This window comes from Ferrimonas futtsuensis DSM 18154 (assembly GCF_000422645.1).
Classification (GTDB): domain Bacteria; phylum Pseudomonadota; class Gammaproteobacteria; order Enterobacterales; family Shewanellaceae; genus Ferrimonas; species Ferrimonas futtsuensis.
Genome location: NZ_AUGL01000007.1, coordinates 60,269 through 84,955, shown reverse-complemented (window position 1 = coordinate 84,955; position 24,687 = coordinate 60,269). Strand labels below are relative to the sequence as shown.

The window sequence follows — 24,687 nt, the reverse complement described above, 5'->3', positions numbered from 1 at the left end:
CCTACCGTCACCAACCTTGCTTCTCAATGGGATTTCATTACCCTTGGCGCAATCGCGGTCCTAGCACGAGGAGAGATTGTGGAACTGACCTTTATTCTGGTGGCCCCCGCTCGGGGGGAAAATGTGGGAGCGGTAGCCCGTGCCATGAAGACCATGGGGTTTGAACGGCTGAGGGTTGTGGCTTCCCAGGCCCACCTGAGTCAGGAAGCGGGCTGGGTGGCCCATGGCAGTCAGGAGCTGCTGAGCCAGGCTGAGGGGTTCGCGACGCTGGCGGAAGCTGTGGCCGACCAGGATCTGGTGATCGCCAGTACCGCTCGTCGCCGGGGCGACAAACGGGTGCTGCACTCCCCTGCCCAGGCGGTGGAGAAGGTGCGGGCCCTGGGTGAGGCCGCCCCAAGGGTTGCCCTGGTGTTCGGCTGCGAGGAGTCGGGCCTGTCCAATGCGGATCTGGCCCTGGCGGATCTGCTGACCACCATCCCCCTGGCGAATCCCTATCCCTCCCTGAATCTGGCCCAGGCGGCCATGCTTTACGCCTATGAGTTCTCTCGGGTTCCCCAGGCTCCCCTGCCCGATACCGCCGGCGAAGGGCCGCTGTCGGCGCTGAAACAGCGCTCCATAACCTTGATGAATGATTTAAACGTTGCAGAGAATGATCCCCTCCGCCTCTGGCTGAAAGATCGATTGGCCCTTTTTAATCAAAGGGATGTGTCAATGGCTCACACCCTGGTGGGGGACATCGAAAAGGCACTGAAAAAATAGTCCTTGACTCTTCTGCGCCATTCAGTTCAAGTAACAGGTACGACAAATTTAAAGGTTTATTCAGAAAACAATGCTAAATATGCAGGCTGTAATCACCACCATTATCGTGATTACCGGCACCGGTACCACCGGTCGCGGGGCGGGCTGCTAGTATCTGAAGAAACCACAGAATCAGTTACCAGAAAGCCCGCTCCCAAAGCGGGCTTTCTTCGTTTTGGGCAGGGCACAACAGGAGAGACGAGATGAAGGTGATGAAGTTCGGGGGCTCTTCCCTGGCCAGTGCGGAGCGGTTCGCCCAGGTGGCGACTCTGGCACAGGAGAGCGTCGAGGGGTTCTCTCTGGCGTTGGTGTTGTCGGCTCCCAAAGGGGTCACCAATGCCCTGGAGTCGGCGGTCTATCGAGCGGTGGCCGGCTACAGTGATGAGTTGCTGAATCCGGTCCGTCAGACCCTGGATGAGCTCAGTGGCGGCGCCGAACTGGATCTGGAAGCGCGCGAAGCCCTGATGGTCCTGTGGCAGCAGGAGCTGGATCAGGTGGCTCAAAAGCTTCAGGGTGTGGCGCTGTTGGGGCGCTGTCCCGATGAGGTGGTGGCGGAAGTGATGGTGGTCGGGGAGCGCCTGTCGGTGCACATGATGATGGCCCTGCTCTCTGCTCGGGGTGAGCGTTGCGCCTTCCTGGAGCCAAGACGATACCTGATGGCCAAGGGGGAAGCCCTGGATGCCCAGGTGGACATCGAAGCCTCCCGTCAGCGTCTGGCTTCCCTGCCCGTGGGTGAGTACCGCTTCTGGGTGATGCCCGGCTTTACCGCCTGCAACCAGGAAGGGCAGACCGTGACCCTGGGCCGCAATGGTTCAGATTACTCCGCCGCCGCCCTGGCCGCCTGCCTTCACGCCGACAGCTGCGAAATCTGGACCGACGTGGACGGGGTGTACAGTGTGGATCCCCGCCTGGTGCCCGATGCCCGCCTGCTGGAGGAGATGAGCTACAAGGAGGCGATGGAGCTCTCCTACTTCGGTGCCAAGGTGCTGCACCCCAGAACCATCGCACCCATCGCCCAGCACCAGATCCCCTGCCGTATCCGTAATACCTTGAACCCCCAGGCCCTGGGTACCCTGATTCATCAGGAGGGGGCGGGCAGCGATGCGGTGAAGGCGGTCAGCCACCTGGCGGAACAGACCATGATCAGTGTGTCCGGCCCCGGAATGAAGGGGATGGTTGGCATGGCCGCCAGGGTATTTGATGCCATGAGCCTGGCCGGTGTGTCGGTCAGTCTGATCACCCAGAGCTCCTCTGAGTACTCCATCTCCTTCTGTGTGGAGGAGCAGGATCAGGAGCTGGCGGTACAGGCCCTGGAGGAGACCTTTGCCCTGGAACTGAAGAGTGAGATGCTCGATCCCCTGGAACTGATGCCCGGCATGGCCATCGTCACCCTGGTGGGCGATGGCATGAAGACACGCAAGGGGGTGGCGGCCCGCTTCTTCCGCTCCTTGGCCCAGGCCTCCATCAACATCGCCGCCATTGCCCAGGGCAGCTCGGAGCGGGCGATCTCGGCGGTCATCCGCAACGATGACGCCGCCGCCGCCCTGCGCATCTGCCACCAGAACTTCTTCGACAGCCGCCTCTATGTGGATGTGCTGCTGGTGGGCTGTGGTCAGGTGGGCGCCGAACTGCTCAGTCAGATCAATCAGCAGCAGCAGGCGCTGAATGACCATCATGTGGCGCTGCGGGTCTGTGGGGTGGCCAACTCCCGGCAGATGCTGCTGGCCCCCCATGGCCTTGACCTGGACAACTGGCGGGAACAACTCGAGGTCAAGGGACAGCCCATGTGCCTGGAGGCGCTGTTTGCCTTTGCCCACGACGCCAAGCTGACCAACCCGGTGCTGGTGGATTGCAGTGCCAGCGACGCCCTGGGGGCCCGTTATCTGGATGCCATGAACGCCGGCCTGCACGTGGTGACCCCCAACAAGAAGGCCAACACCGCCGATATGGCCTACTACCGTGAACTGCGCCAGGTCGCACGCCGCCAGCGTCGCCAGTTCCTCTATGAAACCAATGTGGGGGCCGGACTGCCGGTCATCGACAACCTGCAGGGGCTGCTGCGTGCCGGTGATGAGCTGCACAGCTTCGGCGGCATCCTATCCGGCTCCCTGTCCTACATCTTTGGTCTGCTGGAGGAGGGGGTGTCCCTCTCCGACGCCACCACCCGAGCGCGGGAGAAGGGCTTCACCGAGCCGGATCCCAGAGAGGATCTGGCGGGCATGGACGTGGCGCGCAAGGTACTGATCCTGGCTCGGGAGGCCGGCCTGGAGTTGGAGATGGACGATATCCAGGTGGAGAGTGTGCTCCCCGCCTCCTTCGACGCCAGTGGGGACACCGACACCTTCATGGCCAATCTGCCCCAGGCGGACGCCGAGGTGGCTCAGATGGTGGCTGCCGCCCAAGCCGAGAATAAGGTGCTGCGCTATGTAGGCGCCATCGAAGCGGACGGCAGCTGTAAGGTGGCGGTTCAGGCCGTGGGACCCCAGCATCCGCTGTACGCCATCAAGGGGGGCGAGAACGCTCTGGCCTTCTACAGTCGCTACTATCAGCCTCTGCCCTTTGTGCTGCGCGGATACGGTGCCGGAACTGCGGTGACCGCGGCTGGTGTCTTTGCCGATATCCTGCGTACCCAAGCTTGGCAGAAGGAGGGCTGAGATGGCTAAAGTGACCGCGTACGCCCCCGCGTCCATGGGCAACGTCAGTGTGGGCTTCGATCTGCTCGGCGCCGCCCTGCAACCTGTGGATGGCAGTCGTCTTGGCGATCGCGTCAGCGTGGAGGACGCAGAGACGCCGGCGTTTGCCTGCTGTGGCCCCTATGAGGATGTGCTGCCCAGAGATCCGTCTCAGAATATCGTGCTCAAGGCGGTGGAGGCGTTCTTCGATGCCAGCGGCCTGGCGCCCCAGCCCTTGGCGCTGACCCTGGAGAAGAACCTGCCGGTGGGCAGCGGCCTGGGATCCAGTGCCAGCTCTGTGGTGGCCGCCTGTGCCGCACTCAATCGTTTTTTCGATGATCCCCTGAGTGAGGTTGAGCTGCTCAAGCTGATGGGGGAGCTGGAGGGACAGATCTCCGGCTCCATCCACTACGACAACGTGGCGCCCAGCTACCTTGGCGGCCTGCAATTGATGGTGGCGGATTTTGCCCGCAAGCTCCCCGCCTTCGATGACTGGTACTGGGTGGTGGCCTATTCGGGGATCAGCCTGTCCACCGCCAAGATGCGGGCGCTGCTGCCAGAGCAGTACGACAAGGGCACCACCATCGCCTTTGGCCAGAATCTGGCGGCTTTTGTGGATGCCTGCTATCGCCAGGACCAGGCGCAAGCCTTGGCCATGCTTAAAGATGAGCTGGCGGAGCCCCATCGGGCGGCCCACATCCCCGGGTTTGTGGCGGCCAAGTCCGCCCTGGCTGAATTGGGGGCCGACGCCGTAGGCATCTCCGGATCCGGCCCAACCCTGTTTGCCGTCTGCCGCGATAAAGAGAGCGCCCAGCGGGCCAAGCACTACCTGGACACCTGTTACCTGGCCAATGCCAGGGGCTTCGCCCATATCTGCCGGCTGGCGGAGGATGGGGTTATCTACCAGAGCGAGAAGTAACCATCATGGAACTCTATAACCTGAAACATCCCGATCAGACCGTCAGCTTCTCCCAGGCCGTGCGCCAGGGACTGGGCAGGGACCGCGGGCTGTTTTTCCCTTCAAGCCTGCCCAAGCTGGACAACGTGGATGAGCTGCTGGCGATGCCCTTTGTGGATCGCTCTGTGGCCATTCTCAACGCCTGGCTGGGCGAGGAGTTGGGTGAGGAGACCGTCGCCTCCCTGGTGCGGGATGCCTTCACTTTCGAGGCGCCCCTGGCCCAGGTGTGTGATCGCCAATACTGCCTGGAGCTGTTCCACGGCCCCACCCTGGCCTTCAAGGACTTTGGTGCCCGCTTCCTGGCGCGGGTGCTGTCCCACCTGGCGGGGGAGGAGTCTCTGACCATCCTGACCGCCACCTCGGGGGACACCGGTGCCGCCGTGGCCGATGCCTTCTACGGCCTGGACAACATCAAGGTGGTGATTCTCTACCCCGAGGGACGCATCAGTCCCCTGCAGGAGAAGATGTTCTGCACCCTGGGAAGCAACATTCAGACCCTGTCGGTGGCCGGCAGTTTCGATGACTGTCAGTCCCTGGTGAAGGCGGCGTTTGAGGATGAACCCCTCAAGAAGGCGATTGGGCTGAACTCCGCCAACTCCATCAACATCGCCCGGCTGCTGGCGCAGATCTGCTACTACTTCGAGGCGGTGGCGCAGCTGCCCCAGGAGCGCCGTCATCAGGCGGTGATCTCCGTGCCCAGTGGCAACTTCGGTAACCTGACCGCCGGCTTGCTGGCCAAGGCGATGGGGTTGCCGGTGAAGCGTTTCATTGCCGCCACCAACAGCAACGACACCGTTCCCCGTTACCTGTCCAACGGCCAGTGGGAGGTGCGCCCTACTGTGGCCACCCGCTCCAACGCCATGGATGTGTCGGCGCCCAATAACTGGCCCCGAGTCGAGGCCCTGTGCCAGGCCAAGGGCTGGTCTCTGGCTCAGCTGGAGGGGGTGGCCGTGTCCGAGGCCGAGTGTGAGACCCAGCTGACCGCCCTGCATAAGGGGGGCTACCTGTCTGAGCCCCATGCGGCGGTGGCCAGCAGGGCGCTTTCGCTCTCCCTGAATCCGGAGGAGTGCGGCATCTTCCTGGGGACCGCCCACCCGGCCAAATTCAAGGAGTCGGTGGACGAGTTGCTGGGCCTGGATCTGCCCCTGCCTGAGGCACTGGCCCGGGCGGCGGTCAAGCCCCTGCTCAGCGAGTCTCTGGCCAACTCCTTCGAGAGTCTGAGAGCCAAGCTGCTCTGAGTCACCCAGATATGAAAAGAGGACGCCGTGGCGTCCTCTTTTTTTTTTGAGCCAATGAGCTATCAGCCGTAGAGGGACTCGAAATAGCCTTCGAGAATCAGGGCGGCCGAGGTGGCGTCGATGGCGGACTTTTTCAGGCCACGAAATCCGCGACGCTCAAACAGGTGCGCTTTGGCGTCTGTGGTGGTCAGGCGTTCATCCTGGGTCACTACCTTGACCCCGAAGCGTCCGTGGAGACGGTTGGCAAACTTGCGCGCCCTCAGGGTCAGCTCCTGTTCGGTGCCGTCCATGTTCAGGGGCAGGCCCACAACCACCAGGCTGGGTTGCCACTCGGCAAACAGCTTGGCGACCTCATCCCAGTTGGGGATGCCGTCATTGGCCTTGAGGCCGCACAGGGGCTGGGCGGTGCCGGTGATGCTCTGGCCGATGGCGACGCCGATCGCCTTGGTGCCGAAGTCGAATCCGAGAATGGTGTCACTCATGCGTGGCCAATCTCCCCGGAGAGTTGCCAGGCGTCGATGCCCAGAGCTCGAGTCGCGGCGGCCCAGCGATCCTTATGGGGCACTGTAAACAGCAGTTCCGGGGTGGCGGGAATGGTCAGCCAGGACCCTTCCAGGATCTCCTGCTCCAGCTGGCCCGCTTCCCATCCGGCGTACCCCAGGGCCACCAGATAGTGGTCCGGCGCCTCTCCCTGTCCCAGGCAGTCGAGGACATCCTTGGAGCAGGTGACGGTAAGCTCATTGTTGATGCGACGGCTGTTGGCGAAGTTGCGTTCGCTGCTGTGGAGGACGAAGCCGCGATCCGGCGTCACCGGCCCGCCGAGCAGCACCTGGTTGGCCAGACTACTGGGCAGGACAAACCCCTCCTCCTGCAGCTCCATCTTTTTCAACAACTCGTCCAGCGCCAGTCCTATGGGATGGTTGATGATCAGCCCCATGGCCCCCTCTTCGTCGTGTTCACAGAGGTAGGTAACCGAGCGCTTGAACACCTTGTCCTGCAGTGAGGGCATGGCGATCAACAGGTGATCTTTCAGGCTTTGCATGGGTAACTCCTTAACCTCCAGCCAGTTTGACCTTGAAGCCCTGTTGTTCCAGTAGCTGCTTCAGCTGATCCCGTTTGTCGCCCTGGATCTCGATGTCGAACTCCTTGACGGCACCGCCGACACCCATCTTCTTTTTCAGGGTGGCGGCCAGCTTCTTGAGCTTCTTGTCCTCTAAGCCTAGCCCCTTCACCACCATCATTCCTTTGCCTTTTCGGCCCTTTCTGTCCAGGTGGATGCGAACCCAACCATCGCCTTGTGGCGGTTGGGTTTTTGTCTCTTCCTGGGTAATGCGCCCCTGGTCGGTGCTATATACCAGTTGCGAGTCTTGATTAGAGATCATATCTTGCGGCTTATCAGGTATGGGCCTGTCAGTTTACCAAAATCACAGAAGAAAAAGGAAAATCTGCGCCGATGTCCCTCTTCAACCGACTGCTTTCCTCCATGGGCATGGGCTCCTGCGAGGTGGATACCCTGTTGAGCTCCGACAGTTACTCGCCCGGTCAGAGGGTGACCGCCCGGGTGCTGGCCAAGGGAGGCTCCATAGGTCAGCACATCCATGGGGTCTACTTCTCTCTCCACTGTCGCTATCAGCAGAGAGAGGATGGCCATGTGCAGACCCAGGAGGTGGAGTTGGCGCATTTTCAGCTGCCTGTGGCGATGACAGTCGGTGCCCGTGAGGAGCTGGAGATCCCCATCGAGTTTCAATTGCCGGAGTTCACTCCCCTGACCCTGGGGAACACCGAAGTGTGGCTGTCTACCGGCCTGGATATCCGTCAGGCCCGGGATCCCAGCGATAAGGACCTGTTTCAGGTGGTGCCCCAGCCCCTGGTCGCGGACCTGCTGGTGGCGATCACCAGGCTGGGTTTTACCCAGGATTTGGTGCACACCGAAGCGGTCTCCTCCATGGCCAGGGTGACGGCGCCCTATTTGCAGATGTTCCACTACAGCGTGGTTGAGGGGCCGTTCAAGGGACGCATCGAAGAGATGGAACTGGCGGTGGTGCCCGCAGAAGGGGGGCTTTACCTGCATGCCGAGGTCACTCGCACCGGCCGGGGCATGGCGGCGGCGGTGAGTCGCATATTGGAGGAGAGTGGAGACAGGCAGCGCCGCAGGCTCACCCCTGAGCTGGTGGAGAACCTGCAGCAGCATATCGAACAGCTGTTGGTCGACTGAATCGAGCGACCTCAGCGGTCGATCTTGGTGAACTTGGAACCCTCGAAGGTGAGGTTATACATCAGCCCCTTATTCGAGAAGATGAACCCGATGATGGGCTGCCTCAGGGTATTGCTGTCGAAAGTGCCGCCCGCTCCCAGGGTGGCCAGGGCCACGGAGCCATCCACGCCGGCTTTCCACCCCTGGCTGTTGCGGAAGTTGTCCAGGGCTTCAGAGGTCATAAACAGCACCACCTGACTCTTAACCTGGGCGCCTACCTGCAGGCCGAAAGAGGCCGCCGCGGTCGCGTAGTAATCTGCGGGGGTCCCATTGATCAGCAGCGCGCCTTCGCCATATTCGCCGCCGATGCCAAAGCCCGCCTTGTACACTTCCGGCAGAACCAGTACCCCTCGAGCCTTGGCCACCAGCTCTTTCGCCGCCGGCGTCTCTTTGTAGAGTTGCTGCAGCGCCCCTTTGACCTTGGCGTCGATCTCGGTTTTTGAGGCGGCCTGGGCACCGAATCCAACCGTCATGGTAATCAGTGCGAATACCCATATCTTCAGCGCTCTCATTCTCTGTCACTCCTAAGAACAAGGATCCGGGGGATCCTAATAAGTTGTTAAAAAGTATAGACAACCAATTGGGTGGTTGGGGAAGCTCGGGCAAGGAGTCTAGAGTGACAGCCCCTTGCTGAACTGCGGCTGGCTGAGAGGGTAGATAGGCTTTAGGGAACCTGAATCCCTGTGTTAAGGTCATAAACAGTGTATTAACGGATAGGGATCCCACTATGTTGAAGCGCGCGTTTCTTTGGATTGGCATTTTGGCGCTGGCGGGCTGCAGCTCGGTCAGCACCGAGTACGACTACGACGAGAAGGTGGCGTTCGATGGCTTCACCAAGTGGGCCTGGGTGGAAGCCACTCCGGACAGTGGTTCGGCCAAGTACCAGATGGACGGCCTCAACGACCGGCGCATCCGGGATGCCCTTACCGCCCAGCTGAGCAACGCCGGCTTGTCCCAGGTGCCCGCCAGTGATGCCCAGGTGCTGGTGAACTACCTGACTCAGGTTGAGAAGAAGATCGACGTCGATACCTTCTACACCAGTTTTGGTTACTACCCCTATTACCACAGCCGTCACGGCTATTGGGGCACTGGGGTCCAGGCGGACACCCGGGTTCGCGAGTACAAGGAGGGCACCCTGGTCGTTGACATTATCGATGCCAAGACCAAGCAGTTGCTGTGGCGTGGCAGCGGCACCGACACCCTGAAGAAGAACCTGACGCCGGAGAAGCGGACTGAGCAGGTTCAGAAGGTGGTTTCCGCCATTTTCGAGGGTTATCCACCCGGCAAAGAGAAGTGATTCACCCAGGCCGACTTGAAAGTCGGCCTGTTTTTTGCTCTGAATACAGAACCAAACTTTGGCCACTGAACAAGGAGATGGGATGAATCCAGAAGTCGAACAGGTGCTGTTTTTCTGGTTCGGAGAGCTGGAACAGGGCTTGCCTAAAGAGCCGAAAGGCAAGCTGTGGTTTGGCGCCGGAGAGGTGATCGACGAGGAGATCCGGGTTCACTTCGGTGAGCTTCATCAGCGGGCCCTGACCGGGGAGCTGGAGCTGTGGGCTGAACAGCCCAGAGGGCGCCTGGCGCTGATCATCGTACTGGACCAGTTCAGCCGAAACCTGTACCGGGGCCGGGCTGAAGCCTTTGCCGGGGATGCCAAAGCGGTGACGCTCTGTAAAGAGGGGATCGCCACCGGCATGGACGGTGAACTCAGTCTGTCGGAGAAGCAGTTCTTCTACATGCCGCTGCAGCACTCAGAATCTTTGGAGGACCAGCGTCTCGGCGTCGAGGTGTTGACCGACCTGACCCAGGGGCTGACCGGCAGGGCGCTGACCGAAGCCGAAGGCACCCTGAAATTTCAGCAGCTGCACTTGGAGATCATCGAACGTTTTGGCCGTTTTCCCCACCGGAATCAGGTGTTAGGGCGGCAAAACAGTGCCGCAGAGGCCCTCTACCTTGCCGACGGCGCCCCCAGGTTTGGTCAGTAACCGTGTGCGGCCGTTTCTTTCAGTTGAGTGACGGTTATGACACCCGGGAGCAATTGGGGATGGATGGGGGCACCTTTGAACTGGTCCCTCAGGAGGAGATCCGTCCCAGCCAACTGGTGTCGGCGCTGTTGGAACTGGACGGCCAACTCAGCCTGAGACGGTTTCAGTGGGGCTTGCCTCACCCCGGGTTGCCCAGGCCCGTCATCAATGCCCGCAGCGAGACTCTGGCGGAAAAGCCGATGTTTCGTCAGGCTCTGGCTCACAGGCGCTGCCTGGTCCCCGCATCCGGCTGGTTTGAGTGGCGCAAAGAGGGCAGTGGCAAACAGGCATACCGTTTTTCCGCCTCACGCTCCCTGTTCAGTTTTGCCGGGCTCTGGTGGCCGCCGGCAGAGTCCCTGCCCAACGGCGCCGTGGTGCTGGTGACTCAGGCCGCCACGCCCGCCCTTACCGACTATCACCACAGGATGCCTGTGGCGCTGATCGGGGCGCCGGCCAGAGCCTGGTTACAGAGTGCCGAGCTCGGCAGTGGTCTCCTATCCTTCCATGTGTTGGCTCACCCTGGTGGCGGTCCCACCCAGGGACAGCTGTTTTAACCTGCCTTTTGCTTCCGCTTGGTCTATCTTTGAGATGAAGCCAGGAGCGAGATATGACTTTCTTTATCAGATGTTTGTGCTGTACCTTGGTGTTAGCTGCCCCGGCCCTTGCCGGGGACAGAGATGGGGATGGTGTGCCTGACAGCAAGGACGCCTGCCCAAGGACATCGGCCACCGTAGCCAGCGGCAATGGGTGCCCGGCACAGGCGGCTCAGGAGGCACGCACCGTGGTGCTGCTGTTTGACAGCGGTTCGTCCGTGGTGCGTCAGGACCAGCTCAGGAAACTTCAGCCCTGGATGAGCCAATGGCAGGGTCATCAGTTGGTGGTAAAGGGGCACGCCGATGAGCGTGGAGGCGCCGGCACCAACCAGACACTGTCCAGAGCCCGGGCAGAAGCGGTAGCCGAAGTCCTGGAGCTGAATTATGGCGTAGATCGCCGATCACTTTCCCTCCATGCACTGGGGGAGAGTGAGCCATTGAAGGAAAATGACCGAGGACTGGCCGCCAACCGCCGCGTTGAGGTGGTGGCTCAGCCAATAACCCTAAAACTGATTAAGGGAGAGTAGGGAATATGGAAGCATGGATGGAGCAGTTGCCTGGGCTGGCAATGGCCTACGGGATGAATATCGTGTTCGCCCTGGTGATCTTCATTGTGGGTCGCTGGATCAGCAAGTTGGTGCGTAAGCTGGCGGAAGCGGTAATGACCCGGCGGAATGTGGAGAAGACCGCAGTCAGCTTTATCGGAGCCCTTATTTCGGTGATGATCATGGCGGTGACCCTGGTGGCCGTTCTGGCTCAGTTGGGGGTGCAGACCGCCTCATTGATTGCCGTGTTGGGTGCCGCTGGCCTGGCCGTCGGCCTGGCGCTGCAGGGCTCTCTCTCCAACTTTGCCGCTGGCGTGCTGCTGGTGGTGTTCCGCCCCTGCAAGGCCGGAGACTACGTGGAAGCCGCCGGTGTGGCCGGTGTGGTTGAAGAGATCTCCATCTTCTCCACCACCCTGATAACACCGGATAACAAGAAGATCATCGCCCCCAACGCGGCGGTAATGAGCAGCGTCATCGTCAACTACAGTGCCAAGGATACCCGGCGCGTGGACCTGGTGATCGGGGTTTCTTATGACGCGGATCTGCGCCAGACCCGCGAAGTGCTGACGAAGACCGTCAAGGCCTGCCAGTATGTGCTTGATGATCCTGCACCTACCATTGAAGTGTCTGAACTGGCGGATTCCAGTGTCAACTTTGTGGTCCGCCCCTGGGTGAAGGGCGCAGATTACTGGAACGCCTATTTCCAGTTGATGGCCAACATCAAGGTTGCCCTGGATGAAGCCGGTGTTGGTATCCCCTATCCCCAGATGGACCTGCATGTTCAGCAGTTGCCTGCGAGGTCGCCTGCCGATCATCAGTGATCCTCCGCCCTGACAGGTTTTGGGAGAACCCTACTAAAGCGGGTCGCGACAGCGACCCGCTTCACGTTTGCTGGCAAAAATGCGACCCCTGCCCATTTGGCCGAGCCTTAGGTACAATGGCGCCATGTAACCATTACAGGATCCGCAAATGCTGTTGAAAATTGTACGAGAAGGCCTGGGCCGCACCATAGCCCTGGGCGATGCTCTGACCCGCCCCAGGGCGATGAAACGCTCCCCTGAGGAGCAGGCCAGGGTAGCCAAAGAGGTACAGAGTCTTGCCCTCTATCAGTTCTATGCCTGCCCCTTCTGCATCAAAGTTCGTCGTGCCATGCATCGCCTGAACCTGCCCATAGAGACCCGGGATGTGAACCGTCATCCGGTATACCGGGCCGAACTGGAGCAGAACGCCGGCAAAGTGATGGTGCCCTGCCTGCGCATTGACGGTGACGATGGCAGCCAGTGGATGCTGGAGTCCGGTGACATCATCGCCTATCTGGATGAGCGATACGGCACCACCGGATAGGCCTTTCCTGACCTGGGGGCTTTGGCTACAATGGCCGTTTTTTTGCGCCCCTGGGTTTCCATGGATCATCATCAAAGGTTTCTTCGACTCACTGAACTGCTGCTGGCCGCTCGCCAGTGGTGGCAGTTTGTGCCTTTCGAACAGCTGAGTCTGCCCTGGTTGGCGTCGGCTCCCGCTCTGTGCTCCTGGCTGGGTGAGCAGTCTGATGAGACCCTGACGTCGCTGCGCCAGGACGCGCCGGCACTGCTTGCTCTTCTCGCCCCCCATCTGACTATGGTGTCTGAGCTCAGCTCGCTGGCGTCCCTTGAGATCAGCGAAGGGCGTGAGATCCGCTGTCCCTCCCGTCTGGATACAGGGGTACCCGGGCGAAAGTGGCAGCAGATCACCGCCTTTGCCTCGGCACTGCAGGCACACGACCTGCCGTGGCTGGAGTGGTGCGCCGGTAAAGGCCATCTGGGACGGGTGCTGGCGGCGGCCAGCGGCCGTGAGGTGGTCAGCCTGGAGTGGCAGCAGAGGTTATGCGATGAGGGGAAGGTGCTGGCGTCGAAAAGCGGTCAACCCCAGCGCTTTGTTCAGGGGGATGCCCTGACAGCCGATGCGGCTTCCCTGCTTGCTGGCGAACAACATGCGGTGGCGCTGCACGCCTGTGGTGAGCTTCACCTGGCCCTGATGCGCCATGGGGCAGAACGTCGCACCCGATCCCTTTCCCTGTCACCCTGCTGTTACCACCTGATCCCCGAAGCGAGTTACCAGCCTCAGTCCCAAGCGGCTCAGGCAAGCGGTCTGAGCCTGAGCAAGATGGACTTGAAGCTGCCTCTGCAGGAGACGGTCACCGCCCCGCCCCAGGTGCGTCGCCGGCGCCGCCTGGAACTGAGCTACCGGCTTGGATTTGATTCCCTTCAACGAAGTCAGGGAGGCGGGGGGTACCTGCCGGTCCCGACCGTGCCCAAGGCGGTGCTGGACCTGGGGTTTGAGGCTTTCTGTCACTGGGCTTGTGAGCGCAAGGGATTGGGGCTGGACCTGACACAGGCCGGTGATTTTCTCGAGAAAGGGGAAGCCAGGGTCAGCCTGGTGGAGCAGATGGAGACGGTGCGTCAGCTGTTTCGTCGTCCGCTGGAGATCTGGCTGGCTCTGGACAGGGTGCTGTTTCTCGAGGAACAGGGGTATCAGGTGTCACTGACCGAGTTCTGCGAGCGCAGGGCCACCCCGCGAAATCTGCTGATTCAGGCGACTCTGGCTGGGGCTATTTGACCCTCACTTTCCCCCCGACCATCTTCAAGGCGGGCACCCCCCGAATCAGGGTCTGACGGCCAAATTGACTGCCACAGCCGGGACAGATCCCCGGCTCCTGGGTATTATCCTCGGTGATTCGCTCAATAAAACACTTCACCAGCGCACCATTGCCCCCTTTTCGATAGCGCAGCAGTTGGGTGCGGCAGCGGCTGCAGCTTATCTGAACCGAACGATCCGGCAATTTGCTGTTGGGTCTGGCCATGGCGTCCGGCTTTCTGGCGAATCGGGATGCCCAGTGTATCCCAGAGACGGGAACGGTGCGAACTGTGAAATCGCCTTGCATTTCTGATAGCTCTGCTAATCTTGTTGATGGACCGGGCTGACGCTCCGGCTTTTTTTGACTTGGCGGGAGTGCCAGGTTATCGGCGCAGAGAATCACAAGGATGTGGCGTATGTTGCACAGAGACACCCCCACAGGGCGGGCGGCGATGCCCGCTGCTGTTTTCCTATCTTTCGGTCACGCAGAAAGCAAGACGGGCCGCCCCGAGCAGGAGGGCGCCCATGGTTAATTCCCTGAATATTCGTCAACGTCTTGTGCTGCTGGTGGTGGTGATCTGCGGCATTCAGCTTCTCACCACCTCAACGGTCTTCATCAAGCTGACCAACCTGGAGGGGCACCTGGCCGAGGTGGCCCACAGGAACATGCCTGTGGTGGCGTCGACCACACGAATCACCGAGCTGCAGCTGGAGCAGGAGGTGATGTTTGAGCGGGGGTTCCGCTATGCCCTGGCGCTCTCCTCGGAAGAGGGGGCAGTATCGGGCTACCAATCCTCTCTTGCGGCCTTCTGGGTCATGAATGAGGAAATTGAACGGGAGTTCAGCCGTGCGCATCGGTTCTTCGAGGGCAGTTCTGGCGAGATGGCGGCCCTGGGCGCCTCGCTGGTTAAGCTTCGCGCACACCACCGCAGCTGGGTGGAGCATGTGCAGGAGGTGTTTGGCCACCTGGATCAGGGGGCTCTGAGTCAGGCCGACCTGCTCTCCGTGTCGATAGAGCAGGAGGCCCAGGCCTTGACCAACGAAGTGGAGGAGTTGCTGCATCAACTGGCCGGACTGACCGAGTCGGCATTGGCAGGCATTGAGGGGGAGGCCACCAGCCTGGAGTACATCTCGGTATCCGCGTCACTGGTCTCTCTGCTGATCGCCTGTGCCATGGTGCTGTGGTTCTCCAGGACGATAATGCGAGGCTTGGATAAGGGGCTTTCAGCTTTAAGAGATCTCGCCGGTGGCGACTTCAGTCGTCCCGTAGCCAAAGATGAGCCCGGAGAGCTTGGCGAGCTGCTCTGTGCCATGGAGAGGACCCGCCACACCGTGGCCCAACTGTTAATCGGTGTCAGGCACTCCACCCGGGAAGTGGCACAAGCCGCAGGTTCTCTATCTGTGTCCAGCAGCGAGGTACAAAGTAACGTCAGTCGTCAGACCGATGAGGTGACCCAGGTGGCCACCGCCGTGAATGAGATGGCCTCAAGCGCTCAGGAGGTGGCACGCAGTGCGTCGGCCACTCAGGCGGCCACCGGGGAGGCGACTCAGAGATCTCAGGAGAGCCAGCAGGCCAACCTGGAGGCGATGGGGCATACGGAACAGTTAGTGGAGAGCCTGAATCAGAGCGGTGCGGTGATGGGAGCCCTGGAGGAGAACAGCCACAACATTGGCACTGTGTTGGAGGTGATCAAGGGGATCGCCGAGCAGACCAATCTGCTGGCACTCAATGCGGCCATCGAGGCGGCGCGGGCCGGTGAACAGGGCAGGGGGTTTGCGGTAGTGGCCGATGAAGTGCGTCATCTGGCTCAGCGCACCCATGAGTCCACCACAGAGATTGAGTCAATGATTGAACAATTTCGTTCGGGAACCCATGAGGCGGTCCAAACCATTCAACGCAGCTGCGATCTCGGCGGGCGCACCATGGAGTTGTCCGGTCGCTTCAGCGAGCTGATGTCGCAGATGAATGACGCCATTCAACAGGTGAACGAGATGAACACCCAGATCGCCAGCGCCGCCGAGCAGCAGAGTGGGGTGGTGGAGGAGATCAACGTTAACGTGGTTCGGGTCAGTGATGCCTCGGAGGGGAATGCCCAACAGATTCAGCAGGTTGCTGCTGCGAGTGAGCAACTGACTGCCACCGCCAGTCAACTGAGAAACGCCATCGATCATTTCAGGTTGCCGGAAGCGGGATAGAAAAAGGCCGGAGTCACGGCTCCGGCCTTTTGGCGTTGTCCTAAGCCTATCCCTGGCGGGCGGCAATGGCCCGGCTGATGACGGCCAGGGTGGTGCCGTTGTGCAGCAGGGCACTGGTGGCGGGACGCAGCCAGCCCATGGCTGCGGCCAGCATGATGCCGCTGTTGACCACCTCCGCCAGGCGGATATTGCTGTCGATCAGCGCCATCGCTTCCTGAGAGAGTTCCCTGGCCTGGGCAATGCCCAGCAAGCTGTCCTGCATCAACACCACGTCTGCGGCCAGGTGAGCCAGGTCGGTGCCCGTGGCCATCGCCAGGCCCACATCGGCTGCCGACAGGGCAGGGGCATCGTTGACACCGTCTCCGACGAACAGCACCTTGTGGCCCTGCTGCTGCAGCTTGGTGACCACATCGGCTTTGGAGTCTGGGGTGGCTTCGGCGAAGAAGAGATCGAAACCCAGATCTTCGGTGACCTGGCGTGCTTTTGCCGCCGTATCGCCGGTGAGCAGCACCAGGTTGCGAATGCCGCTGTCTCTCAGCTGCTTGAGGGCGTCGTGTACCTCTTCCCTCAGGGTGTCCCTCAGGCCGATGACCCCCATGGGCTGGTTGCCACTGGCCAGGAACAGCAGGTGTTTGCCCTCGGCCTCAAGCTGGGTAATGGTCTGTTCCAAAGAGCCGAAGTCCACCTGCTCGTGGGCCTCCAGGTAGTGGCGACTGCCGATAACCAGCGGATGACCGTCGATGGAGCTCTTCAGGCCATGGGCAATGACATACTCCACTTCTCCATGCTCGATGTGAGGCAGGGCATGATGCTTGGCGGCATTGACCACCGCCTGAGCCAGCGGATGGTTGCAGTGCTCCTCCACCGAGGCGGCGATGGCCAGCAGTTCCCGGGCGTTCTTCTGCTCGCGCAGACAGATAACATCGGTGACCTCCAGATCCCCATAGGTCAGGGTACCGGTCTTATCGAACACCACGGTATCCACCTCAGCCAGGTTCTCCATGGCCCGGCCACCCTTGAGCAGCAGGCCCTGCTTGGCGGCGCGGTACATCATCGACTTGAAGGCCACCGGAGTGGACAGTTTCAGGGCACAGGAGTAATCCACCAGGAACACCGAAGCCAGCCGCTCCAGATCGCCGGTCATGGCGAACACGGCACTGCCGATGGCCAGGGTGATCTTCACCCGGCGCTCCGCCATCTCCTGGGTCGCCAGCTGAGTCTGACTCTTCTCGCCCAGAGACTGGGCGATGATGGCGGCGATGCGTGCTGTGGTGGTATCACAGCCGACCTTCTCCACCTTGAGGGTGACATTGCCCTCGTGAATCGCAGTGCCTGAGTAGAGGTAGGCGCTGTCCTCCCGGCGCACCGGTACCGATTCGCCGGTGAGCGAGGCCTGGTTGACCAGACATTCACCCTGGGTGATCACGCCGTCCGCGGGCACCATGTCGCCTGGGCCCAGGCGCACCAGCTCGCCCTCGGCCAGAGTTTCGGAGCTGACCTGTATCTCCTGGCCGTCACGGATGACCCACACCTGGGTGTGCTTGGGCTGCATCAGTTCGGCCAGCAGCTTGTCGCTGTTGCGACTGGTGAGCTGCTCCATATACTCGCCGGTGGAGAGCAGGGTCTGGGTGAGCATGGCGGTCTTATGGTCCCCACGCCAGGCGGAGAGGCCGATGGCGAATGCATCCAATACCTCGACGCCCAGGGTGCGATCCCTAAGCTGCTCCACCCCGGCCTCCAGGGTCGGGGTGATCAGCGCCGCGGTACTCAGGGAGGCGTAGCGTTTGGGCAGCAGTCCGGCGGCCAGAAAACCCATCAGGTTCAGGGCAATATCGCCGCGGGTGTATTGGTGCTCGCCGTCGGCATGTTCTACCGCCTGCCAGTCCAATGACTCCAGCCTGCCCTGAATGTCCGCCGGCTCCAGCAGCTGGTGATCATATTCAATCACCAGGGAACGGGCGTATTCATTCAGGCGGACAGAGTGTACCCCCTGCAGGGAGAGCAGACCGGTTTTCAGCCAGTCGCCGCAGCCCTTCAGGGAAGCCAGCAGCTCAATCTTGAGGCGGATGCGTCCAGGTATGTGGTGTTTGACCACAAACTGAGTCATCACTGCTCCTTGTGCAGGTTGCGGTAGTATTCCAGTTCAGCCTGAGTGTCCTCCAGGCGCTCCTTGAGCTCCTCCACTTCGCCACGCACTGTGGACCAGGCGCGGTTGCCGGCGGAGGCCACGCCCTGCTGCACCTTCTTATTGGACAGCAGATAGGCCACGGCGGCACCGGCCAGCAGGCCCGAGACGAAGTGGGTGCGGGTATTCTGCTGCTGGTAAGGCTGCTGTGGCTGGTAGCCGTAGGGATAGTATGGATTAGGCACTTTTTTCATTGGAGTTGTCCGTTAATTCATCGATGAGGTAGAGGCTGGCGGCGCCGGCGCACAACACCGTGGCCAGTGACAACAGCGGACGGCCGGCCATGCGACCGGCAACGGCGGTGGCCATGCCTCCGGCTATGCCCGCTTTGGCGGCGTCTTTCAGCGTTTTGGCGGCAAGTTCATTGACCTGCAGCTCACCGCGCTGATAAGCACTCCACTGTCCTGCCGCGGAGGCGGTGCCGCCCAGCAAGGCACTGGCGATCATCGCCCGGCTGGCGGGGCTCAGCTCTCTGGAGCCGTTACTCATTGGCTTGGGCCTTGATGTGAGGCTCTGTGGGTGCCTCTGGGGTGGTTTCCTGCTGAGGGGCTGCCTGAGGCTCTGGCGAGCGGTGGCGCTCTACGGATTCTTTGAAGCCGGCCTTGCCTGCGGCCAGGGTGTCCTTAAACACATCGGTGCCCATGGAGACGTTGCTGCCGACGTTCGAGGCGGTCTGGGTGGCAGTCTGCTTCACCTTGTCGGTACCGGTTTTCAGCAGGTCACCGGCGTTGCCCAGCATGCTCATCAGGTTACCGCGCACATTCTCATTGCTGAGGATCAGGGCGGCAGCGGCGCCAATCATCGCCCCTTTCCAGAACTCCTTGTCGTCCACACCCAGCTTGTGCAGCAGATCCTTGAAGATACCCGCCTGGTCACCCATCAGCCCCTCCAGCATCTGCTGGGACTGAGCCATCAGCGGATCGCTGTGGTGGTGATCATGGTGGCCGCCGTGCGGAGGCATACTGTGGTGGTGCGGAGGATAGCCATGGGGCATCTGCGGCTGCCCCTGAGGTGGCACACCATAGCCTTGTGGTGGCATGGCGTGGGGATGATAGCCGTGCATGGGGTGAGGAGGGTAGCCATGCATGGGGTGAGGCGGCCACACAGGAGGATAACCGTATGGGGGGTAAGCCATGTTTTGCTCGTCTTTGTTATTCATGATGCAACCATCCTTATTGGTAGTGTGGCGCTAAAAGGTCGATCAGTTCCTGGCACGCCTGCTCGGCGCCCATCTGGCATTCGCCGAACAGTCTGTCCAGTAAACCGGGATGAATGGTTCCGTGGTCATACTCCAGGATCAGGCTGTTGGAGCCGGTATTGAGCTGGAACCGTTTGAGTGGCGGCAGGCGATCTGCCTGCTCCAGAATCTGCTCGGTTTTGAATCTGGCCATCTGGGTGACCAGAGCCGAGTTGAACTTGAGTCGGATTCGGCCAGGAATGTGGTGGGCGACGTGGACCCACTGCCTGAGCTTTACTATTTCTTTGGCCGTGTTAGGCATGATGTTCAATCACTTTCGCTAGTGGCAAGGGCTCGATTCTGGCATGTGGATATCCAGAGAAAATTGCGCGAGGTCAAAAAGACCCTCTTGTTTTGCTGCAAACACAGCCGAAAGGCAAATAAAAATCAATCTCATCACTGGCTTTGTGATATTGCCCCAAGGCAGTCGATTTTTCTTTGAGTTTCAGGGAATGATGAGATACATTAAATGCAAATCAGTCTCATTCATGGTGTTGTGATGTCGACCTATATCCACAAAACTGATCGTCGCCTGCGGATTCGCTCAGACTTTATTCTGAACAACCCTGAGGAAGTGCAGGCGCTGTTGGAGCAACTGCGGCAGATAGATGCAGTGCTGGAGGTTCGCCATCGCCGCTACGCCGGTTCGGTGACCCTGATGTTCGATCACAATGAGCTGACCGCAGAGGATCTGCTGGAGACGGTGGAGAGTCACGGCTGGCTGCGCTCAGCAAGTCGCAATGCCTTCGTGGAAAACGCAGTGCGCAGTGGGTCACGTTCCCTCGTCAAAGGGGTAGCGGTTCTGGTACTGAAACGCCTGATGGGGCCATCGGTGATCAAGGCTTTGGCCTTCGCCTGATTCAAGAACAACGAAAAAAACGCGCTCCGATGAGCGCTTTTTTTGTGCCTGAGATTCGGTCAACTGGCAAACTTCTTGACAGCACATTTACACTGTCCCCCCATCAGCGCCGGACAGCGCTTACAGGGGGGCGATTTCAGCGGCAGCATGGACAGGGGACGGGCCGGTTGTCGTATCGACTGAATCTGACGGGAGCTGGAGTCTGCAGCGGAAAAGTCGATGCCTCCCTCGTTAAACCAGCTCAGCAGTGGGTTGAGTGGTGCCATCAGTTCCCGCACTGCGCTTTGCCCTGCTTGCAGGGTGACCGCCCTGAGTTCAGGGTTAATGCTTCGTAGAGGCTGTTCGGCCCTGGCGAGGCGTTTCTGAAATTTACCCGCCCTGGCCAGCTTCTTGAGTTTCTTCAATGATGACACGGCACACAACTCAACTGAAATTGATTCTCATTTATTTTAAGGGGTTGGGCGTACAAATGCTAGAGGCCGCGAAGCCGGTGTTGGCTCAATGAAAAAGCCGGCCCAGAGGGGCCGGCTTGCTTATCAATCTAAGTTGCCTTAGTTGAACAGAGGGAACTGCTCGAAGGCACGACGATAGTCCACGTACTCGTTGGTGCTCCAAAGACGCAGCAACTGAGGATCGTAGTCGTAGACCTCGGCATCCTTACGGTAGGTGGAGTACTGGTTGTTGGATTCGATGGCGTCGCCGAAGGTGGTGGCCAGGTTGTAGATCTCCGACAGACGGGTGTCATCGATGCGGTCGATGGACTGCAGGGCGTTCTCCAGAGACTCCTGGGAGTTACACTTGCGGTTCAGGCGCTGGGCTTCGGTTTCGCTGTCCAGTTCCAGGCGACGGCACTTAAAGGTGGTTTCGTTGTCCTGACCCTGGTTGCGAACGATCTCATACTCCTTGAAGTTGTTACGGAGCAGGAAGAAGCGGGCAAAGCCGGTGGTTTCCTGCATCAGCTTCAGAGCATCCGCATCGGCGATGGCGATCAGGCGCGCTTCGTGGTGGTCTCGGGCGGCTCGGAACACATTCAGGGCGTTGCGTACCCGGTAGCCAACACCACCAAGGCGTTCAACCTGGGGCTTTTGCTCTTCACCGTAGAGGGCGCGAGTTGCCATGGCCTGGGCCAGCAGGTTGCGGCGGGTGGCCACAAAGTTGTCTGCCTTCCAGGAGAAGGTGATGGCGCCTTCGGTGTCCACGTAAGGACCGGCCCTGCGCAGGCCGATGGCATCGATCAGGCCCAGGGCACTGTCGCTCAGACCATACTCTTTGGCCCAGGCGTATCTGTGCAGGTTATTCAATAGCGCACGGAATTCAGGGGTCGGCGTATCGGGAGTGGCCGGGTCGTACCAAAGGTCATAGTAGTCCTGGTCAGTGAAACCGAAGAAGTGCTTCATCGGCCACAGGTAAGAGGGCGACTGGTCAATCATCTTGCCCAGGCTGGGCACGTAACGATCAACGGTCTCCACATACTCGCCATCCTTGTCCACAAACACCGGCTGGCGGGCAGTGGGGTTGCCGGCAAGGTAGGAGAGGTGGCTGTAGATATCTTCTACCTTACCTTCGATGTCGATCAGCGCCAGGCTGGAGTTCTCGGTGTCTACGAAGGGGCTGTCGCGGCGTACCAGCATCTGGGCAGCCAGCAGCTTGTCAGGCCAGGCGCCCAGCAGGTCGACAGAAGCAACTGAGCTCTGATGCGGGTTGTTGGCCTGAAGGCTAGCCTGGATACGGCCATCGCGGGTTTCGGAGCGGACCACAATCTTATTCTGCTGATTGGCCAGAACCTCTACCAGCTCGTCGTCGTAGCAACTGGTGGGGATGTCGCGGTTGTCGGACATGCCAGGGCCGTAGGTGCGCCACAGGTCGGACAGGGTGGCGAAGCGGTAACGGTTAGGCACCCCTGGGGCGATCTCCTCCAGCTCACACACCTTGTCAGGCTGAGTCATCACATCGATGAAGAAATCGGCAGCGGTGACTGCTGCGTCGTAGGTATCACACAGGTTACGCAGGTTGCTGGTCATGGTGTCATAAGGAACACCGCGGCAGCTGTTGGCGTAGATTTCACTGAAGACACGACCGTTGGTGTTGCTGACCCCTAGGTAGCGGGCAAATAGGTAGTCAATCTCCTCGACGTTTTCAATTACGTCGCGAATATTCAGGAACTGATCCCAGCGGCTCAGGAAGTAGTTGTACTGATGGAACTGGTAGAAGCTCTGACGGCCGTTACGACGGTTCATGGTGTCGTAGCTGTCGTAGTAGCGCTGAATGCGGAAATCGGTCAACTCTTTGATGTTGGTGCCTTCATCAAAGCGGTTACACAGCACCGAAGTGGTGGTGTGCTCGTCGGTACAGAAGTTGTACAGAGTCAGGCCCAGAGTCTGGTTGTCACCGAGATTGATATCCTTAAGCTCGTCGCTCTCCAGATAGTTGTCTCGTACCTGCTGGATGATGCCGCGAGGGTAGGCGTTGAAGTCCTCAGCCAGTTCGCTGTCCAGCTTGGTCAGAGATAGGTATTTTTTCTCTGTGGTGGTCTTGGGCTGGTTGGTCTCCTCATCGATGGCTGTGGTGCTCAGGTCTGCTTCGACCTGGCGGCCATAGCCGAAGCGCAGGGCGGCGATGTCGTACTTACCATAGGTCGGCAGCTCATCGAAGATGGAGGCCGCGTAGTCCATGATGGAGCTGTAGGCAGGCACCTTCTCCATACCCTTGGCCTTGGCTTCGGCTTCAGAGTAGAAATTGGCTTTGTCCACTGAACCCATAAAGTTGTGGCGCAGGCCCAGGTTGTGGCCCAGTTCGTGGATCAGGGTGGAGCGGAACATGTGGGCGGCGATGGCGTCGCTGACCTCTGATTGTTGGGCGGCAGTCAGATCGTCCCAGGTTTTCAGCTCGGTGTTCTCGTCGTTGGCAAAGTAGCCACCTTCCAGATAATCGATGCCCTCAACCAGTCCTTTGGACTGAGTGCTCAGCCACATGAACTCGACGGCGTAGGCGTTCTGCTCGGCGAGCATATCCAGGTGTTTCTGATGCTTGTGGAAGGAACGAACGGCCAGATCCGGGTGCTGAGTGTTCCAGGCTTTCTCTGTGGCGTGGTTGTGGCCAGCCATCTGGGTGTCCATGGTGCTGCCGGCAACCTGGGCAATCTCGCTGTCGGCCAGCTCTGGAACACCAATGGGAGCGCCCATGTCCGCAGCCAGCATGTCGTGGAACGCTTTGACTTCAAGGTTCTCTTCGGCATCAGTGTCGGCGGGATCCTGAGTTTCAGGCTTGTATTCGTCAGGACGGGCAATCTCCTGTCGGTTGTAGCGCATCACCAACTGGGTCCACGTGGCACGGGTGGCGCCACGGATGACGCCGGCGTACTGATTCACGTGGGCGTGAACAATTTCACCGGTCAGTGGGTTGGTGGCTGAGGGGCCGTAACCCAGCAGACCATTGTCCACAGGGTCGGTGATCAGGTTTAGCACGTTGTAGCGCAGGTCTCCGGTGTGAACGCCAGCTTTGCTGTCCGGGTTGACGATGCGGATTGGCGGTACCCCGGTGCCTTCCAGCGACTTGTTGATGTCGGCGATGCTTTCCATGGTGACGCGCTTGTACAGCTCGTTGCCTTTATCGTGGTAGCTGTCGCTCAGGTAGTAATCGATGCTGTCCTGGTTGGGGGCGAAGCGGTTCAGCAGGCTGAATACGCTGCCTTGAACATTGGTTTCACCTGTGGCGGTACGCTGCTCCTTGGTGTCTTCGAAGAAGCCGTAGAAGGCGCGGTCACGACCCTGATAGTAGATGGGCTGGTAATCAGGAGTAATCAGCTTGTCCAGTTTCACCAGGGAGTAGAAGAAGCGAGTCTTGAAAGAGAGGTTTTTTGGGTCGTTGCCGAACTGGTACTGATCTTCAGGGTCAGCGGTGAAGGTGCGCTCCAGTTCGACGTTGATTACGCCCTCTTCAGCGTTGTATTCGTAGGAGACAACCCGAGGCTCGGCGGTCTCTTCCACGTTGCTGGCGGTGAACCAGGTCATGCTGTCATGAGCCAGGGTGGCAACCTTTTCGTAGTCCGGCACGAAGTGAGTGGCGTCGGTCCACTTGCGGTCTTGGTCTTCGTTGATCTCTTCCTTGTTGGTGCACTCATCATAGGCATTGAGGGCACAGCGGTATTCACGGAATTCACCGGGAATCTTCAACACAGGGGCTTTGTTGATGTCTGAGTCCCAGCGGCTGTTACCATCCATGGACAGCTTGTCGCGGTCTACCTCTTCGGCATAGATGCCGTTGAACTCGTCAAAGCGCAGAGTAACCAGCTTGGGATCGCCCTGGAAGAAGCCGCGCTGAGTCATGGCGTAGCGGGGAGCGGCGCCAGTGGAGGGCATATACAGCCAGAGGGACTCGGTGTCCAAAGAGGCGGTAGTGATCTCTTCGGCGGGTCTCTCAAATTTGTCGTAAGGCCTGTCTTCTGCGCCGCAACCGGTCAAAGCAGCGGCCACAGCAGCGGCAATGGCAATCCGTTTAAACATTGGGATACCTTTT

26 protein-coding genes are annotated in these 24,687 nt (G+C 60.0%); 14 read left to right on the top strand and 12 right to left on the bottom strand.

Annotated elements, in window-relative coordinates; translation table 11 throughout:
* The first annotated feature begins 78 nt into the window (after window positions 1–78).
* The 4 genes from G505_RS0105450 (at window position 79) to thrC (ending at window position 5,666) form a co-directional block, all read left to right on the top strand.
* Window positions 79–759 (top strand): tRNA/rRNA methyltransferase, encoded by a 681-nt coding sequence (locus G505_RS0105450; RefSeq protein WP_028108655.1) that lies wholly within the window; start codon window positions 79–81, stop codon window positions 757–759.
* 242 nt (window positions 760–1,001) lie between these two features.
* A complete protein-coding gene (gene thrA, locus G505_RS0105445) occupies window positions 1,002–3,452 on the top strand; it encodes a bifunctional aspartate kinase/homoserine dehydrogenase I (protein WP_028108654.1) in 2,451 nt (816 codons plus the stop codon).
* Between the two features lies 1 nt (window position 3,453).
* A complete protein-coding gene (thrB, locus tag G505_RS0105440) occupies window positions 3,454–4,389 on the top strand; it encodes a homoserine kinase (protein ID WP_028108653.1) in 936 nt (311 codons plus the stop codon).
* A 5-nt stretch (window positions 4,390–4,394) separates the two neighbouring features.
* On the top strand, window positions 4,395–5,666 hold the full coding sequence (gene thrC / locus G505_RS0105435) for a threonine synthase (protein ID WP_028108652.1): 1,272 nt from the start codon (window positions 4,395–4,397) through the stop codon (window positions 5,664–5,666).
* Between the two features lie 62 nt (window positions 5,667–5,728).
* On the opposite strand, the gene ruvX is transcribed toward thrC, so the two are convergent.
* From ruvX to yciH, 3 genes are read right to left on the bottom strand one after another with little or no spacing between them, the layout of a single operon-like run.
* Window positions 5,729–6,148, bottom strand: a complete 420-nt coding sequence (gene ruvX / locus G505_RS0105430; RefSeq protein WP_028108651.1) for a Holliday junction resolvase RuvX — start codon at window positions 6,146–6,148, stop codon at window positions 5,729–5,731.
* Window positions 6,145–6,708: a YqgE/AlgH family protein gene (locus tag G505_RS0105425; RefSeq protein WP_028108650.1), complete on the bottom strand. Its 564-nt coding sequence runs from the start codon at window positions 6,706–6,708 to the stop codon at window positions 6,145–6,147. Before G505_RS0105425 ends, ruvX begins: the two co-directional genes overlap by 4 nt.
* Window positions 6,709–6,718: 10 nt before the next feature.
* Window positions 6,719–7,048, bottom strand: a complete 330-nt coding sequence (gene yciH, locus G505_RS0105420; protein ID WP_028108649.1) for a stress response translation initiation inhibitor YciH — start codon at window positions 7,046–7,048, stop codon at window positions 6,719–6,721.
* A 71-nt stretch (window positions 7,049–7,119) separates the two neighbouring features.
* On the opposite strand from yciH, the gene G505_RS0105415 reads away from it, so the two are divergent.
* Window positions 7,120–7,881 (top strand): sporulation protein, encoded by a 762-nt coding sequence (locus tag G505_RS0105415; protein WP_028108648.1) that lies wholly within the window; start codon window positions 7,120–7,122, stop codon window positions 7,879–7,881.
* Window positions 7,882–7,892: 11 nt separating this feature from the next.
* On the opposite strand, the gene G505_RS0105410 is transcribed toward G505_RS0105415, so the two are convergent.
* Window positions 7,893–8,432 carry a BPSL1445 family SYLF domain-containing lipoprotein gene (locus G505_RS0105410; RefSeq protein ID WP_028108647.1) on the bottom strand — a complete coding sequence of 180 codons (540 nt, stop codon included), beginning with the start codon at window positions 8,430–8,432 and terminating at the stop codon, window positions 7,893–7,895.
* Between the two features lie 215 nt (window positions 8,433–8,647).
* Between G505_RS0105410 and G505_RS0105405 the strand changes: the two genes are divergently transcribed.
* The 7 genes from G505_RS0105405 (at window position 8,648) to G505_RS0105375 (ending at window position 13,677) form a co-directional block, all read left to right on the top strand.
* Complete coding sequence (locus G505_RS0105405) at window positions 8,648–9,217, top strand: DUF4136 domain-containing protein (RefSeq protein WP_051215914.1); 570 nt, start codon at window positions 8,648–8,650, stop codon at window positions 9,215–9,217.
* Between the two features lie 82 nt (window positions 9,218–9,299).
* Entirely contained in the window at window positions 9,300–9,905 is a 606-nt protein-coding gene (locus G505_RS0105400; RefSeq protein WP_028108645.1) for a DUF924 family protein, read from the top strand.
* Between the two features lie 2 nt (window positions 9,906–9,907).
* Window positions 9,908–10,498, top strand: a complete 591-nt coding sequence (locus G505_RS20660) for an SOS response-associated peptidase (RefSeq protein ID WP_157509065.1) — start codon at window positions 9,908–9,910, stop codon at window positions 10,496–10,498.
* 53 nt (window positions 10,499–10,551) lie between these two features.
* Window positions 10,552–11,064, top strand: a complete 513-nt coding sequence (locus G505_RS0105390; RefSeq protein ID WP_028108644.1) for an OmpA family protein — start codon at window positions 10,552–10,554, stop codon at window positions 11,062–11,064.
* A gap of 5 nt (window positions 11,065–11,069) precedes the next feature.
* Window positions 11,070–11,903 (top strand): mechanosensitive ion channel family protein, encoded by an 834-nt coding sequence (locus tag G505_RS0105385; RefSeq protein ID WP_028108643.1) that lies wholly within the window; start codon window positions 11,070–11,072, stop codon window positions 11,901–11,903.
* A 148-nt stretch (window positions 11,904–12,051) separates the two neighbouring features.
* The gene (locus G505_RS0105380; RefSeq protein WP_028108642.1) at window positions 12,052–12,426 is read left to right on the top strand and encodes a glutaredoxin family protein; all 375 of its coding nucleotides are present in this window, start codon (window positions 12,052–12,054) and stop codon (window positions 12,424–12,426) included.
* 60 nt (window positions 12,427–12,486) lie between these two features.
* Entirely contained in the window at window positions 12,487–13,677 is a 1,191-nt protein-coding gene (locus G505_RS0105375) for a methyltransferase (RefSeq protein WP_028108641.1), read from the top strand.
* Here G505_RS0105375 and G505_RS0105370 read toward each other — a convergent pair.
* Window positions 13,670–13,921, bottom strand: a complete 252-nt coding sequence (locus G505_RS0105370) for a hypothetical protein (RefSeq protein ID WP_028108640.1) — start codon at window positions 13,919–13,921, stop codon at window positions 13,670–13,672. The genes G505_RS0105375 and G505_RS0105370 overlap by 8 nt on opposite strands.
* Before the next feature lie 299 nt (window positions 13,922–14,220).
* On the opposite strand from G505_RS0105370, the gene G505_RS0105360 reads away from it, so the two are divergent.
* A complete protein-coding gene (locus G505_RS0105360; protein WP_035385111.1) occupies window positions 14,221–15,891 on the top strand; it encodes a methyl-accepting chemotaxis protein in 1,671 nt (556 codons plus the stop codon).
* A gap of 46 nt (window positions 15,892–15,937) precedes the next feature.
* Here the strand turns inward: G505_RS0105360 and G505_RS0105355 are convergent, their stop codons facing one another.
* The 5 genes from G505_RS0105355 to G505_RS0105335 are packed head-to-tail and all read right to left on the bottom strand — an operon-like array spanning window position 15,938 to window position 19,575.
* The gene (locus G505_RS0105355) at window positions 15,938–17,998 is read right to left on the bottom strand and encodes a heavy metal translocating P-type ATPase (protein ID WP_028108638.1); all 2,061 of its coding nucleotides are present in this window, start codon (window positions 17,996–17,998) and stop codon (window positions 15,938–15,940) included.
* Window positions 17,998–18,270: a YtxH domain-containing protein gene (locus tag G505_RS0105350; protein ID WP_028108637.1), complete on the bottom strand. Its 273-nt coding sequence runs from the start codon at window positions 18,268–18,270 to the stop codon at window positions 17,998–18,000. The genes G505_RS0105355 and G505_RS0105350 overlap by 1 nt, the downstream gene beginning before the upstream one ends.
* The gene (locus G505_RS0105345; protein WP_028108636.1) at window positions 18,254–18,565 is read right to left on the bottom strand and encodes a magnetosome protein MamC family protein; all 312 of its coding nucleotides are present in this window, start codon (window positions 18,563–18,565) and stop codon (window positions 18,254–18,256) included. Before G505_RS0105345 ends, G505_RS0105350 begins: the two co-directional genes overlap by 17 nt.
* Window positions 18,558–19,235: a hypothetical protein gene (locus G505_RS20655; RefSeq protein ID WP_051215912.1), complete on the bottom strand. Its 678-nt coding sequence runs from the start codon at window positions 19,233–19,235 to the stop codon at window positions 18,558–18,560. The genes G505_RS0105345 and G505_RS20655 overlap by 8 nt, the downstream gene beginning before the upstream one ends.
* A gap of 13 nt (window positions 19,236–19,248) precedes the next feature.
* The gene (locus G505_RS0105335) at window positions 19,249–19,575 is read right to left on the bottom strand and encodes an HMA2 domain-containing protein (protein WP_028108635.1); all 327 of its coding nucleotides are present in this window, start codon (window positions 19,573–19,575) and stop codon (window positions 19,249–19,251) included.
* Between the two features lie 237 nt (window positions 19,576–19,812).
* Between G505_RS0105335 and G505_RS0105330 the strand changes: the two genes are divergently transcribed.
* Window positions 19,813–20,172 (top strand): HMA2 domain-containing protein, encoded by a 360-nt coding sequence (locus G505_RS0105330; RefSeq protein WP_028108634.1) that lies wholly within the window; start codon window positions 19,813–19,815, stop codon window positions 20,170–20,172.
* Between the two features lie 59 nt (window positions 20,173–20,231).
* On the opposite strand, the gene G505_RS20650 is transcribed toward G505_RS0105330, so the two are convergent.
* Together G505_RS20650 and G505_RS0105315 are read right to left on the bottom strand one after the other, a co-directional pair.
* Window positions 20,232–20,585: a hypothetical protein gene (locus tag G505_RS20650; RefSeq protein WP_157509061.1), complete on the bottom strand. Its 354-nt coding sequence runs from the start codon at window positions 20,583–20,585 to the stop codon at window positions 20,232–20,234.
* A 138-nt stretch (window positions 20,586–20,723) separates the two neighbouring features.
* Window positions 20,724–24,674 (bottom strand): zinc-dependent metalloprotease, encoded by a 3,951-nt coding sequence (locus G505_RS0105315; protein WP_028108633.1) that lies wholly within the window; start codon window positions 24,672–24,674, stop codon window positions 20,724–20,726.
* Window positions 24,675–24,687: the final 13 nt, after the last annotated feature.

What these genes read in the sequence shown, in the direction of transcription:
- thrA (WP_028108654.1), top strand. Translation starts at nt 1,002, where the DNA reads ATGAAGGTGATGAAGTTCGGGGGCTCTTCCCTGGCCAGTGCGGAGCGG.
- thrB (WP_028108653.1), top strand. Translation starts at nt 3,454, where the DNA reads ATGGCTAAAGTGACCGCGTACGCCCCCGCGTCCATGGGCAACGTCAGT.
- thrC (WP_028108652.1), top strand. Translation starts at nt 4,395, where the DNA reads ATGGAACTCTATAACCTGAAACATCCCGATCAGACCGTCAGCTTCTCC.
- ruvX (WP_028108651.1), bottom strand. Translation starts at nt 6,148, where the DNA reads ATGAGTGACACCATTCTCGGATTCGACTTCGGCACCAAGGCGATCGGC.
- G505_RS0105425 (WP_028108650.1), bottom strand. Translation starts at nt 6,708, where the DNA reads ATGCAAAGCCTGAAAGATCACCTGTTGATCGCCATGCCCTCACTGCAG.
- yciH (WP_028108649.1), bottom strand. Translation starts at nt 7,048, where the DNA reads ATGATCTCTAATCAAGACTCGCAACTGGTATATAGCACCGACCAGGGG.
- G505_RS0105415 (WP_028108648.1), top strand. Translation starts at nt 7,120, where the DNA reads ATGTCCCTCTTCAACCGACTGCTTTCCTCCATGGGCATGGGCTCCTGC.
- G505_RS0105410 (WP_028108647.1), bottom strand. Translation starts at nt 8,432, where the DNA reads ATGAGAGCGCTGAAGATATGGGTATTCGCACTGATTACCATGACGGTT.
- G505_RS0105405 (WP_051215914.1), top strand. Translation starts at nt 8,648, where the DNA reads ATGTTGAAGCGCGCGTTTCTTTGGATTGGCATTTTGGCGCTGGCGGGC.
- G505_RS0105400 (WP_028108645.1), top strand. Translation starts at nt 9,300, where the DNA reads ATGAATCCAGAAGTCGAACAGGTGCTGTTTTTCTGGTTCGGAGAGCTG.
- G505_RS0105390 (WP_028108644.1), top strand. Translation starts at nt 10,552, where the DNA reads ATGACTTTCTTTATCAGATGTTTGTGCTGTACCTTGGTGTTAGCTGCC.
- G505_RS0105385 (WP_028108643.1), top strand. Translation starts at nt 11,070, where the DNA reads ATGGAAGCATGGATGGAGCAGTTGCCTGGGCTGGCAATGGCCTACGGG.
- G505_RS0105380 (WP_028108642.1), top strand. Translation starts at nt 12,052, where the DNA reads ATGCTGTTGAAAATTGTACGAGAAGGCCTGGGCCGCACCATAGCCCTG.
- G505_RS0105375 (WP_028108641.1), top strand. Translation starts at nt 12,487, where the DNA reads ATGGATCATCATCAAAGGTTTCTTCGACTCACTGAACTGCTGCTGGCC.
- G505_RS0105370 (WP_028108640.1), bottom strand. Translation starts at nt 13,921, where the DNA reads ATGGCCAGACCCAACAGCAAATTGCCGGATCGTTCGGTTCAGATAAGC.
- G505_RS0105360 (WP_035385111.1), top strand. Translation starts at nt 14,221, where the DNA reads ATGGTTAATTCCCTGAATATTCGTCAACGTCTTGTGCTGCTGGTGGTG.
- G505_RS0105355 (WP_028108638.1), bottom strand. Translation starts at nt 17,998, where the DNA reads ATGACTCAGTTTGTGGTCAAACACCACATACCTGGACGCATCCGCCTC.
- G505_RS0105350 (WP_028108637.1), bottom strand. Translation starts at nt 18,270, where the DNA reads ATGAAAAAAGTGCCTAATCCATACTATCCCTACGGCTACCAGCCACAG.
- G505_RS0105345 (WP_028108636.1), bottom strand. Translation starts at nt 18,565, where the DNA reads ATGAGTAACGGCTCCAGAGAGCTGAGCCCCGCCAGCCGGGCGATGATC.
- G505_RS20655 (WP_051215912.1), bottom strand. Translation starts at nt 19,235, where the DNA reads ATGAATAACAAAGACGAGCAAAACATGGCTTACCCCCCATACGGTTAT.
- G505_RS0105335 (WP_028108635.1), bottom strand. Translation starts at nt 19,575, where the DNA reads ATGCCTAACACGGCCAAAGAAATAGTAAAGCTCAGGCAGTGGGTCCAC.
- G505_RS0105330 (WP_028108634.1), top strand. Translation starts at nt 19,813, where the DNA reads ATGTCGACCTATATCCACAAAACTGATCGTCGCCTGCGGATTCGCTCA.
- G505_RS0105315 (WP_028108633.1), bottom strand. Translation starts at nt 24,674, where the DNA reads ATGTTTAAACGGATTGCCATTGCCGCTGCTGTGGCCGCTGCTTTGACC.